Origin of the sequence: Desulfosporosinus sp. FKB (genome assembly GCF_002196705.1) — a bacterium.
Taxonomy (GTDB): Bacteria; Bacillota; Desulfitobacteriia; order Desulfitobacteriales; family Desulfitobacteriaceae; genus Desulfosporosinus.
In genome coordinates, this window is record NZ_NADJ01000027.1 from 1 (window position 1) to 12699 (window position 12699).

Consider the following 12699-nt stretch of genomic DNA (forward strand, 5'->3'; position numbering starts at 1 on the left):
AAATTCACCTGGGTGACCTCCGTTATTTTTTGATTGGATTCTGTTGGCCAACAGTGCATCCTCTCAAAGCTTAACGTGAGGTCGTCTTTTTTTCAAAGCTCATTTTTTGTTACTCACAGGAATGCTCTTCTCCTCTAAATTCCTTTTTATCGGCGTGTTATATAAATAATAAAAACTTCTTTTTGGCTCGCATTATTAGCCCTATCAAAAGTTTAATAAACCATCGAAGTTCCATATTCCTACCAACTGTATCCTCTATTTTTCTTAATCAGAAAAATGTACTTAGCGATCTTGATTTATTTCAAACCTCGAATTACATTTTAAGCAGTCATATGTATGAGTATGCTCCGAAACTGTCCCATCCTTTCTTACGTAGCCTTTTGATTTCATTTTGTCTCTTGGAATATTTAGAAGGTCACCCTTGCATATCGGACAATATTTTATATCGGGTTGAGGCCCTGTCTTGTTTGCCATTAGATTTCCCCTCTTCAATATATAAGTTTTTAAATATGAGTGAGTTTGGATAAGCAAATATACAGTTCGTAGTGAAAAGTTCGGATTTGAAAACATACTAAACTATATGACAACGACAAATGGCACCCGGATTGCTTTGCTCGAATAATTCGCTACTCATAATGAGAACTTGAATAAATTACGATTATGTCTCACTATATTTAGCTAATGCTTCTCTAATTCTTTTTTTGTCTCCTTCCTCGCCATTTTGAATCTTTACCAGCAAATGGGTGATCTCTTTTCTCAGTTTCTGTATATTAGTTGCTAAATAACCATCTTGAGTCCACCCTGTTTTTTCATAAATCCTTCCATCTTCCAAATTATTTAAAATATAACGAATTTCATTTAATTCTCTACTATACTCGCTTACAATATCAATCGTTTTGTTTTCCATCTAAATCCCTTCCCTATGTTAATAATAATCGCAAGCCAACAATGATTTATTAATACTTTATAGCGGCTTAACAATCCTATTGTCCACATGAAAGTAACTCTTTTGGCCTTGCTCATCCATATCATAATAGTTACCACCTGCAACAAAAGTTAATTGATAATAATAGGGATCGAGATGGATAATACTTAAGTTGCTTGGGTAATTAGCTTGTATTTGTGTATAGATTTTGCTATTAAATCCATGTTCCCATGCATAAATTTCAACATTCCATCCACGCTTTAGAGCTCTTTCTACCTGCTTTGCGAAGCTTGTACCGTAATCTGATACTTTTCCGTCGCCAGTAAGAATTATTAATGTCTGGGGTGCTTCAAAATCTAGTAATGCATCTGATATTTTTAAGTGCAAAAGTTCATCAACTGCTTGTTCTTTTTGAACTCCATCCCCAGTATCAACCCGATATAGCAAATCCGTATTGTAGCCCATTTGTCTAGCATAATCCCATAGTTGTCGGCATTCCGGCGGTACCGAACCTGCCATACATTTACTGGCTGCGTTTCTGCCTTTCATAATTAAGTCGTTTAGATTTCTAAAATAAATCCTTAGAGCTAAATCTGGTACTTTAGGCTCCAAAGTTTGTTTCGTTCCCATGGCATTGCCCCAGATATTAGAGTTATCCCAAAAGATATGTATATCCATTTTCGACTCTCCTTTAAAAGCCATTTTTAATATTATATACCGATGGTTCAGCCTACTTTTCATCCTCGATAAACGCTTCATTTTCTTGATTATATACACATACAAAATCGTAGAACCTAAGTTCCTTGTATTTTGCTACCTTCCAGACTTCCTCCTGTTTTCAGAATAATAACTCACAAAACTTTGTTTAGCCCCATTAGGCGTATTAACCATTATACTCCAAACGCTCAACCGCCCCTTTCACATCCTGAAAAGAAACCCTCTCCTGTTCCAAACGAACTCCCTGGCCCCAAGTATTGTTTTGCAGGGAAGACAACAGCTGGTTTTCATCTGCCGTCAACCGATTCAACTGTGTGAAGGAAGGCTTCTCCTCTATGACCCATAGATGCTGATGGCTCATCAATATCCTTTCATTCATAAGCAGCGACTGGGCTTGAGGCAAAAAGCTGCGGACTTGGTCCAAAATGGCAAAGCCGTGGGTATCGATATCTCCCCAATAGTAAATTTCTTTCTCTTTCAACCAAAGCACGGACTTCAACACCTCAACACCGTATCCCAGCCCGAAGATCACCAACGCTTCTTTGATATCTGGAAAGCATAAGCCATTGATTTCATTCTCGGTTATAAAAACCTTGGAAGCTGGAGACTTGAATTCCGCCAGCTGTTCCACCGGAATCGTCAGATCGGAAATCCCCTTAAGATACTGCTGCCGGTCAAGGAAGCGCAGCCTGACTTGCACCGGCTTAGCCTGCAATCCATAACGCAGCTCAAATGAAGGAGCGCTGTGATCAATCGCTTCATCAGGCAAAATAATATTCAATAATTCCGTCAGAAGCCCTTTTCTTTGCTCAACAAACTTGGTGTCAATCCCGGGAATATCCAGTTGCCGCAGATATAAACCGCAGCGCGGGTGACTGAAAAACCAGCTCAGCACGGCCAGGATACCGCTCCAGTCAGCTCCGGCTGCCAGTACTTTGTGAGGATGTTTAAGAATCCATTCTTGCAAAACGGGCCATTCCTCCTGAATCAGCCGGGCAAGTTCCAGAAATTTGTCACCTTCCCGCTCTTTCCTTAACAAGCGCAGGGCATCCTTCATGGTGGGAATAAGGGCATGAGTTGGCAGGAGATTACGGCCCGATTGCCTGTGAACTATTTCCTTTTCCACCAGTTCATAGCCAAAGCCGGTCTCCTGCTTGCTCTGCTTCTTAAGCGATTGGATCCAGCGGGAGATTTCAGCAAAATTTTCATTCACCTCACTTCTTTGCGGCCTTTTCAGGAGAATGCGCAAGGGAAATAGATCATCAGGCATCAGCAGCGATCGCAAAATCTGGCCCGAATCCCACTTCCGCCGTAACTGTTCTCGGATCCATAATGAATCAGACCACTTGATGGACATATTGGGCCACCTCCCTGGCCTTCCGCTCTTGCTCATACTCCTGGATAGAAATGTCCCTCAGCATAGATTGATGTTTTACATCATCATGATGGACAAAGCCCACATGAGCAATAAATTTGGCGATAGTGGGGATTTTGAGCAAGGGAGTGACAATCAGCAGCTGCAACTCCAACTTTTTAAAAAGTTCCAAGCCAAAGCGGGCGGATTCATCCGAGCTTTTCAGAAACGCTTCATCAATGACTACGAAACGGAAAGACTGGGGCCGGGATTCCTGCCCTTCCAAACCAAAATGATAGACCAGGCTGGCCGCCAGAATGGTATAGGCCAGCTTTTCCTTTTGCCCTCCGGATTTTCCGCCGGAATCGGTATAATGCTCATATTCTTCATCGCTCTCCCGCCATCTTTCCGAAGCGGCAAATAAAAACCAGTTGCGGACATCAATGACTTTTTTGGTCCAGCGCTCATCCCTTTCGGTCTCCCCAGGCCGGCCTCGGAAGCGCTCAATGATAGCTTTCACCTGCAAGAACTTTGTTTCAGCATATTGTTCATCCTCAGAACCGCTCAGAGCCCCTTCAGTACAGGCTTTCAACTGAACTCGGAATTCTTTAATATCCGTATCATAGGTTTCAGCATACTCCAGACGGATATACCTTCCTTCGTTATAGTCGATGGCGTTCAGGGAACCGTTAATTTGTTCAATCCGGGTCTGGATGGTATCCTGTGCCTGTTTTAATTTGGCCTGGAATAAAGCGATTTGATTAATAGCATTTTCATGCAGCAATTGCTTAAAACGCTGTTCAAATGCCGGCAATCCGTCGCTTTGCAGCTGCTCCAGCATCCGGGCATATTCGGGCAAGCTCTCCAGATCGGAATCAATCTCTCTTGTTTCTTCAGTATATCTATTATTATAAGCCTGCATCGCCTTAACGAGTCTATTTTTGAGCCGTCCCATCTCGTCGATCAGTGTATTGCGTTCCCTTTCGATCCAATCCAGATAATCCCGTTCCAGTGTTTTCCCATTGTCCAAGGTCAAACCGATATTCCCCAATGCCTCCGACTCATGCTGCTCCAGGAAAGGGTAAGCCTCTTCCTGCATTACCAGTGTAGCTTCAGCCGCAGTATTTGCAGTGCTCACTTTATCCTTCAGCAGAGCGTCCCGGTTATTTTCCATTGTTGTCTCATCTTTGCGGGCTTTCTCCACAACTTTTTCATGGGTATCCTGCTTCTGCATCAATTCAGTCAACTGATTCTGGAGCCCTTGCAGGATATCGTTTTCCTGCTCCAGTTTCCTTTTCAATTTTTCTTTTTCTTTAATATCCTTTTCTGCTGTATTAGTGTCAATGTCGGCAAAATCATCAATACTAGCCATGCCGGCAACTGCCTGAACGCGCTCCTGACTCTCCCGCTGCTTCCGATAGATATCATCCAGTTCCGTATGATAAAATTGTGCCTCATTCCTTAAGTCCCGTTCGCTTTCCTCCAGAGCAGCAATTTTTTTCTGATTGGAAAAACCCAGCACATAGCGGCGGCGGTCATTGAGCCCATGCCGATCATCTTTTTCATGACGTTTACCCCCGGTTTTCATCTGCCCGGATTGGGTGATGGCCTGGGTTTCCCGGCGAAATTGCTCCATCGTCTCGCAGCAAACATGAGTAAAGCGCTGGCGCAGCTCCTTGCTGAGCCAGACACCGAAGGGCGTGCCGGGCTTGATGTTTAGCTTTTCGGCTGCGGAGAAAGGATTCAGCCGCCCGGAAGCAGACGTCTGTCCTTCATCCTGAACCCGGTAATAGACCAGCCGCATCCCCAGATGGGTCCGATCTACCCACTGCATGACGGCCTGATAATGACGCTCCGGCACCAGCAGCGACAGACTGAAGCTATGCAGCAGCCTCTCAATAGCTCCTTCCCAACTCTCTTCCCCCGCTCTGACTTCCAGCAGTTCACCGACAAAAGGCAATTCGTCTTCCCCGATCTGCAGAACCTGACAGAGTTGTTGGCGTTTCTCAACGAATTCCCGGGGAATACTGGAAGTGCGGGAACGGAGAGATGCCAATTCTTGGGCCACTTGATCGGCCGCCTTATTTGCCTTGTCCTCCTCCGTAACGGCAGTCTTAAGATCCTCCCGCAAACCTCTCTGCGCTTCTTCCTCATTCCGTTTAAATTCCGCTAATTTTCTTTGGTTAGCCAGGAAAACAGCTAACGAATCCGGCACAGGCAGCTTAAGGATTTGGGCATGACAGGTATAGGCCTCCAGATTCTTCTTGAGGCGCTTAAGAGTTTGCCTGGCGGTCTCAATATCCCGGGTTAATCTTTCCAGAGCATCTCCGCCATTAGCAAAAATAGCTCTTTCAATTTCTTTGATATTTTCAGCCAAGTCACGTTGGATTGCTTCTGCCTGTTCCCGTGCTGCAGCAGCCAAAATCAGTTTCTGCTCCTGTTTGGCTATTTCAGCACTCAGTAAAGCCAGCCTCCGCTCGGCGAACCAGGGAGCTAAAGCCTGGCGTGCTTGATTCAGCAGCCTTTGTTTGTCTTCAAGCCGGAGGCAGTGATTTCCCTGATCAACAAGGGGAGCCAGCAACTGAATCTGCAGCTTGGCTTTAAGGACAGCTTCATGTGCCCCATTCAGATCCTGAAAATGTTTGATCAGGTCATCCACGTTTTTAGCCGTATTAGGAACTTCCAACATATTGGTTCTGACAAAATCCGTTAAAGCCTCAACCTTTTTCATAGAGATGGTCTGCTGAAACAAATCCAGAGCCTGCTCCTGAGCAATACCAAACTTACGGCGAAAGACCTCGGCATAGCGGCCATAGTCTTCAAAGACCTGAACCCTGCTGCCGGCTTTTAAGCGTTTTTTCAGAACCCTGACCTCATTGTTAAATCTGGCAAAGTCCTGGGTGATCCACATCTCTTTATCAGCTACAACATAAAAACGGACCGGAGACTTCTGGGGATCCGGGAACCAGAAAAATTGAGCCAGGGTAACATGCTGAGACAAACCCTGATCCAAAAATGTTGCCAGGATAACGGAATAGTGATTGGGGTCCCGTAAGGAATCAGGCTGACCATTTCCTTCACTGCTCCGTTTCTGACCAAAATAACCCCGTACATAAGAGGTGACTGAACGCTCCTTGGCACTAGAATCAGCCGCTTTGTTATAAGCTACCTTCCGCGGATGAACCAAAAGGGTCGTTAATGCATCAACCAAGGTGGATTTCCCCGACCCCACATCTCCGGTTAAGAGGCTGGTTTCTCCTTTGGGAGAAAAGGTCCAGACTTTGCCATCGAAAGTACCCCAATTATAGACTTCAAGCTTATGTAAGCGAAATCCCGGTGTAGGGCCAAAAAGTCTGCCGGGTTCTTCCAAGTTAAACGAACTCATGCCTTCACCTCCCCGTCCTTTGGTTCACCGGCATTGGCGTAACGCCGGTATTCTTCAAGCCTCTCGTTGAAATGGCTGAGCCACTCCCCGGTGACAAAATTGCGGAGAATACGCTGAACCTCAAAACGTTCTTCATTGCCTCGTAAACGATGCAAAAAGCCCATTTTTTCCACTCGGTCGATATGCTTATCGATGTCAGCCATTAATTTTGCCTCATTGGTGGTGTCCTTCAAAAACAAGCTCAGGCGCTCGGCTATCTGCTGCCTGGTGATAATAAGCCGCTGATCCCCGGTGGTCGAATCAAACTCCACCAATTGTTTTCGCAGAAGCACAAGCAAAAGACTAACCGGATAGCTTAGTCCATGGCGAGGTACCAAACGGGGAATGGCCTCTTCGCCTTCTCCGTAAGAACGCTGCTTCAAATATCCATAACCGTCCAGTTCATCTACGATCAGGGTAAGGCCAATCTTACCCACATAATCTTCAATTTTGTTTTTCTGGGCCTGGATGACTTCCCAATACTCCTGATCCGTTTCTTTAAATACCACATTTTTAAAAAGTGCGACGACAGTTCGTGACAATGCCAAATCATCCATTGCATTCATGACTTAGTCCCCCCTACGGTCCATAGTCTCCTGAATTCCAAGCCGGCAAATTCTTAAACCCGCTGAAATATTACTTTAGCCAGCTTGGCTACTCGTCTGGTTCCTGTTTCATCCTGCCAGAATACTTCCTCCAATTCGTCGGGATGAAAGGCCGCTTGCGAGCTTTCGCTGGCAATGACCAGATAGGTAATAAGTTCGCTCAAGCCCAGCTCCAGAGGAAAATGCTCAATAATTTGCGAGAGAGAGATTCTTTCCTGAGATTGCAGCAGATAGCCAATTCTGTCTTTAAGTTTTTCCTTATCCACATAAACCTGGGAGAACAGCGCTTCCGCCGGAACATCGTCGCTTCCCGCGTCCATGATGTCGTCCTTCAGTTCCGGCCGCTGGGGAGGTGAAAATAAAGGCCTGTCTAAGGGAAGGTTGATTTCCGGTTTTACACCGTCAATTTCCATGGACCAGTCTGAGGGCGGAGTATTGCGGATTGCCACAGCCTTTCCTTCAATTTCCCGCACAAGCTGATTGATCCGGCGTTCTTCCTCCAGGAAGTTCTCATCCACATACCGCCTTAACTGCTGAGACAAAGCCGCTACCGTTTCCTGGACATGGGCCCCGGCATTTACCCAATCATGGTGAATATAGCGAATGTTCCGGCCCGGTCCCATTTCCTGCACCGCTTTCATCTGCAGGACTTTATCCAGAGTACTCTTAAAATCATCTTGATAAGCTGAGGACATTAAAAATTTCCAGAACGCAGCAAAACTTTTTCCTTGCTCCGATTGGGCAATCCCATCCTGTTTTGCAAAGATTGATTCCAACAATTCTCCTTTTCCCCGTTCCCAAGTGGCAATCCGTTCCCGCATTCCCCGGTCCAGTTCCCGAAAATTCTGTTCTACAGCCCGAAAGTCGGCCAGGATCTCTCGGGCAGTCGTCATCGCCTGCCAAAAACGCTCCTTGATTTGCGTTTCATCCAGCAGCTCCACCTGTCCTTTTTGTACCTGGATGATTTCCTGTTCAATTTCGGCTTTACGTCGTTCAAGCTCGGCCAAGCGTAACTTTGGATCGGTTTCAGAACGCTCCACAATCTGGTGCAGGAGTTCAAATACTGTGATCAGACGTGATTCTGTACCGATAAAAACCTGTTGCCTTAAACTCAGAAGCCACTCAATGGCTTTCTGGGCCAGGGAGGTTACATCAAAATAAGGCTCGTCCTGTCCCGGGGGATAGAATTTCCGCAGCCAGCCATGTTCATCATTGGCCCAGTCATCCAGATATTCCCTTCCCGAACGGGGAAAGAGGGAGTCTTCGCGCCCTTGATTGAGCAGCTCAATAAAGCCCTCCAAGCGGCTGATCAATTCTTGCTCGGCAATCTGCCGCTTATTTTCCGCAATAAATTCTCTATAGAGAAAAGATGCCACAAAAGGAGCCTGAGATGAGGTTAACAAACGCCACGCCGGATTTTTCTTGCGCAGTAACTCCAGAAACTCGAATGACATATGTTCCGAAAACTCAGTTTTTTGCTGTGCCATCGAACGACTTTCCTCCGTTTGATTTCCTTCTCTGTTAAAATATAGATTTCGACAGCTTACATCTATTTCCTTTAAAATGTCAGCATTTTGTTGGCCCATTAACCCGATACGACCTTATTATTCATGAAAAAAGCATGCAGACGGCCATCATACACCCGAAGCTGCTCTGAATGACTTGATGTAACTTTTGCAAAGATGCGCCTCATCAGTCAGTTTTTATGCATCTCTCCATTTTCGATAGTGTTCTCCGATTTTTGTCAATTCTACTTGGCGGAAGAGGGTGAGGAGTAGGTCGGGCAACAAATTGAGCAAAGTGATATTGCATGCTATAATTCAGATAGATTTAACTCTGAGAGGGAGTGATTCTATGGCATCCCTAACTAAAACGGAACAAACGGCCTTAGACAGGACAATTCAACATATACGCGATGTTTGCAAGGATAACTTAATTTCTGTGATTCTCTACGGTTCTAAAGCCCGAGGGGATTCTCTGCCTGAATCCGATATTGATATTATGATTCTTGTCCGCAATCGCGATAAAGTAGACAGAGATAAACTTTATGATTTTCTTTTACTTGACGATGTGGGTTATGACATAAATATTTCGCTCAATATTTATGAAGGGGAATACTTTAATCAGTTGTCAACAATGCATGTACCTTTTGTTAAAAATGTCCTTAAAGAAGGAGAAACATTGTGGACCGTATAGAAACCAAAGATTTGGCCTTTTATCGATTGCAATCTGCTAAAGAACGGTTAGCAGTTGCCAAGGATCTATTTAGGCTGGAACATTACCGGGATTGTTTATCCAAGGCATACTACTCCCTCTTTCAGGCAGCTAGGGCGACTTTAGCTACATTAGGACTTGATTCGCGGAAACATTCTGGGGTAATAGGTGCATTTAATATTAACTTTGTGAAAACTGGAATATTTCCAAAAGAATACCGAAAGATTATCGCAAGCTCTCAGGATCTGAGATTAGCCAGTGATTATGATGATTTCTATCTTGCTAGTAAACAAGACGCTGAAAAAACTCTTAAAGATGTCCAAATGGTAATAAAAGGTGTCGAAGACTATTTAAATTCTTACTATGCCGACCTCCAATGAAACAAAGGCTTCCCTGAGAAAAAATCTCGGGGAAGCCTTTGTTTGTGATATGCTTATTCTTCCTCTCAAAAGTTAGTTAAAAACATTACGAATATGCGTATGCGGTGGATGCCACCGCCTGCATTATAGTATAGATTTTTAATCTGATAGTATATTGTTTTTGCTACAGCATTTCTCCGCTCACAATGGGAGTATTTCGAAATCAATTTTCTGATTATCTTCGTGAGCTTGATTATAATTATCCAGTGCCGATTATAATGCAGTTACATCCAAAGCTTTTTTCAAGTGAATATACAAGTCTACCTTTGCACGACTACACGCAACATAGTACATTCTTGTAAATTCATCTGCGTTCTCCTCATTAAGGAGTTGCGGATTGGAGATAGTCTGCCGTGATATGAATTTCCTGTGCGGCAAATTCGGGGTAATATAGCTTGAAGAAACCCTTTATGCCATCCACAATGGTGGAACGGTAAAAGACATTTTCCATTTGCAGCAAATGACCGGTAATGGCAGAGTGCAGGATTTTAGTTGACTTTATCCGTTCGTTGATACGCTCACGACCCTTTTGATAGAGAGCGTAGATGCTGTCTTTTTGTATTGCTGCCACTGCTTCATCGGGGTCAGGATAGGTCTTTAACCACACCCCGATGGTAAACATAATGGAGGTTAGAAGACTCTGGGCTCTTTCTACGGTTTTAAATTAGATTCCAGAGGAATGCCCCAAAGAGCACTTTGTTCAGATCACAAAGGTAACCCTAAAAGGAGAAATTATCTAAGCAATTAATTGTTTTACCCCATTTATATAACATAACACCTCAATGTCAGCGCTTAATTTCATGATATTAAACACAGTACAATACTGCTCCACAAGCTTTATAGCTCTGACCACTTTAGATTCCAAGCCTTCATCCACTTCGATATGATAGCTTAAAGCAATTTTCGAAAATAGCTTGGGAGGTTCGGATTCACGCTCTGCCTCTGCCTCCATGCTGATGCTATTAACCTTAATCCTCATCTTTTCTGTAATTTCCAGGAAAACCCCCTGACTGCAGCCGATTAACCCTGCCAATAGCAGATCTGTCGGTCTCGGTCCTTTCTCATCAATTAGCAAATTAATATCCTGATTAAAAAAAACGCTGTTTTTTTGACCGCCCTGCCATAGGCTTTTTACCTTCTGCATCAAGTATTCCTCCTAAATATTTGAAATTTTCGCTGCCGTCAGAGCGATAACCCGCCTCCCTTTAGGCAGCAAATTTATTACTTAAACACTCATATTTCATATACAGTATAGAATAATAACCATCGCTATAATTGTAATTCAAATTACAATTAACAACCAGAAATTTCAACTTCTAATGCTTTACCGCCCTGCACAACACTATTTCCACGGCTATGGAATCTTTGGATCAGCACTAGCCTTCACTCAGTTGATAGACATAAATTACAGAACCGGGCAGCGACTTTTTCGCCTTGGATAATTATACAGTAATTCTTTGATAATCCCTAGTGCTATTTCCAGTTCTTCCAAGGTATTTGGTGCACTGACAGCCAAGCGAAGCGTTGGTTTCTCCGTTTTCGATCCTACATAGAACCGATTAGCCGATAAAATTTGCACACCTTTTTCTAGGGCCAAGTATTCCAATTCAACATCATCATAGCTGCCGGGCAGCTGAAGAAACCGATAACACGAAGTTGGGGCCGGCAACACATCATACCCTGTCATAATATCATCGAAACGTTGATTGCGTTCTTTCAGCAAGCGGATTTTTTCTGCTTCTATGCGTTCATAGGCTCCGGTTGATTGCAGAAGGGAGACAATTTCCGAAGTGTATGGCGAGGCCATCCAGATAATATTGTTCAGTCCATGGGATAGCTTCTCAACCAGAGATGACGGAGCAGCAATATACGATATACGAAAAGCCGGACTAATTGCTTTTGATGTACCCATTATAAAGAGGCTCTGTTCCGGAATATAGGCGCTTACCGGCTTAATTTTCTTTTCCAGACTAAAGCTAAAGGTAGCGTCTTCCATTAGCAGTAAATTATTGTCTGCAATAACTTTGGCCAGTGCTTTTCTTCTTTCAGAACTCAAAGTTACTGTGGTCGGATTGTGATAATCTGCCATAATATAGATGCCCTTAGGTTGCTCCCGTTTACAGGCGGACTTTAATTCTTCAATATCCATACCCTGTTCATCCCCCAAAACAGGAACCAGAATAACATTCATATATGAAGCTAAACTTATTAAGCCTGTATAGGTGTATTCATCAACAACAATTCTATCTCCTTTTTCAAAAAGTGTCATTAGAATAATTGACAAGGCATTTTGGGTTCCTGAGGTAATGAGAATGTTTTCAGCCTTAACATTAATTTTATACTTTATCAGCCAATTAGCTGCAACATAGCGATGTTTAATATGTCCTTCCGGCGGACAATACCTCATGGTTAAGCCATAATCCATCGAATCCCGGACTTGTTTAACGAAGGTTTCAATCAAAGGATTGCATTCATAAAGAGGGATTGCCATACCTAAACTAATCAAATCAGTATCTTTATGATCTGTTAATAATGAGATGGGCAGTCCCGGACTGGCAGCTATAAATGTCCCTTTCCCAACAATACCTTTAACCAAACCTTTTTCTTCACAAATTTTATACGCTCTTGTAACCGTACCATGATTAAGACCAAGTTGGTTAGCAAGGACACGCTGCGGCGGCATTTTATAACCGCGCATCAATATCCCTTGATTAATATCATCTTGTATTGCTTGCACAAGGGCTTGATATAAGGGCATATCATCCCTTGTCTTTAGTTTCGGTATCCAGCTTATTTCGTTGCCATATTGATCCAGCTTCATCCTATTACCTTCTTTTATCTCGATATTTCCAATTATATCTCCTACAATACATCAAACTTGTATCTAATACAATATAACAATTGTATTACTAGTTAGGAGGTAAAACGAGATGCTGCAAATGATAATTTATTCAATAACCATTATGTATACACCAGGTCTATTTGCGCTTTTTCTAATCACTGTGTAAACACACTTCCATGTTAGAACAGCTTCCCATTGC

General features: G+C 43.5%; 10 protein-coding genes and 1 pseudogene. 2 read left to right on the forward strand and 9 right to left on the reverse strand.

Annotated features, from left to right (window positions below; genetic code table 11):
* Positions 1-658: 658 nt before the first annotated feature.
* The 6 genes from B5Y67_RS08265 to B5Y67_RS08290 all read right to left on the reverse strand — a co-directional run bounded on the left by B5Y67_RS08265 (position 659) and on the right by B5Y67_RS08290 (position 8512).
* Positions 659-907 (reverse strand): hypothetical protein, encoded by a 249-nt coding sequence (locus B5Y67_RS08265; protein WP_088225985.1) that lies wholly within the window; start codon positions 905-907, stop codon positions 659-661.
* 57 nt (positions 908-964) lie between these two features.
* Entirely contained in the window at positions 965-1603 is a 639-nt protein-coding gene (locus tag B5Y67_RS08270) for an NYN domain-containing protein (RefSeq protein WP_088225986.1), read from the reverse strand.
* Positions 1604-1808: 205 nt separating this feature from the next.
* Positions 1809-2999 (reverse strand): DUF3322 domain-containing protein, encoded by a 1191-nt coding sequence (locus B5Y67_RS08275; RefSeq protein ID WP_088225987.1) that lies wholly within the window; start codon positions 2997-2999, stop codon positions 1809-1811.
* Positions 2980-6381: an ATP-binding protein gene (locus B5Y67_RS08280; protein ID WP_088225988.1), complete on the reverse strand. Its 3402-nt coding sequence runs from the start codon at positions 6379-6381 to the stop codon at positions 2980-2982. The genes B5Y67_RS08275 and B5Y67_RS08280 overlap by 20 nt, the downstream gene beginning before the upstream one ends.
* Positions 6378-6986 (reverse strand): DUF4194 domain-containing protein, encoded by a 609-nt coding sequence (locus B5Y67_RS08285; protein ID WP_088225989.1) that lies wholly within the window; start codon positions 6984-6986, stop codon positions 6378-6380. The genes B5Y67_RS08280 and B5Y67_RS08285 overlap by 4 nt, the downstream gene beginning before the upstream one ends.
* A gap of 53 nt (positions 6987-7039) precedes the next feature.
* Positions 7040-8512 carry a DUF3375 domain-containing protein gene (locus B5Y67_RS08290; protein ID WP_088226038.1) on the reverse strand — a complete coding sequence of 491 codons (1473 nt, stop codon included), beginning with the start codon at positions 8510-8512 and terminating at the stop codon, positions 7040-7042.
* Between the two features lie 367 nt (positions 8513-8879).
* Here B5Y67_RS08290 and B5Y67_RS08295 point away from each other — a divergent pair, with 367 nt between their 5' ends.
* Together B5Y67_RS08295 and B5Y67_RS08300 are read left to right on the forward strand one after the other, a co-directional pair.
* Positions 8880-9221: a nucleotidyltransferase domain-containing protein gene (locus B5Y67_RS08295; protein ID WP_088225990.1), complete on the forward strand. Its 342-nt coding sequence runs from the start codon at positions 8880-8882 to the stop codon at positions 9219-9221.
* Positions 9209-9619 carry a HEPN domain-containing protein gene (locus B5Y67_RS08300; RefSeq protein WP_170932634.1) on the forward strand — a complete coding sequence of 137 codons (411 nt, stop codon included), beginning with the start codon at positions 9209-9211 and terminating at the stop codon, positions 9617-9619. Before B5Y67_RS08295 ends, B5Y67_RS08300 begins: the two co-directional genes overlap by 13 nt.
* A gap of 361 nt (positions 9620-9980) precedes the next feature.
* On the opposite strand, the pseudogene B5Y67_RS08305 reads toward B5Y67_RS08300, so the two are convergent.
* From B5Y67_RS08305 to B5Y67_RS08315, 3 genes and pseudogenes are all read right to left on the reverse strand, one after another.
* Positions 9981-10304 (reverse strand): annotated as a pseudogene (locus B5Y67_RS08305) (DUF6179 domain-containing protein); the annotation flags it as partial.
* Positions 10305-10394: 90 nt separating this feature from the next.
* Positions 10395-10802 carry an OsmC family protein gene (locus B5Y67_RS08310; protein WP_088225991.1) on the reverse strand — a complete coding sequence of 136 codons (408 nt, stop codon included), beginning with the start codon at positions 10800-10802 and terminating at the stop codon, positions 10395-10397.
* 261 nt (positions 10803-11063) lie between these two features.
* Positions 11064-12479 carry a PLP-dependent aminotransferase family protein gene (locus B5Y67_RS08315; RefSeq protein ID WP_088225992.1) on the reverse strand — a complete coding sequence of 472 codons (1416 nt, stop codon included), beginning with the start codon at positions 12477-12479 and terminating at the stop codon, positions 11064-11066.
* Positions 12480-12699 lie beyond the last annotated feature (220 nt).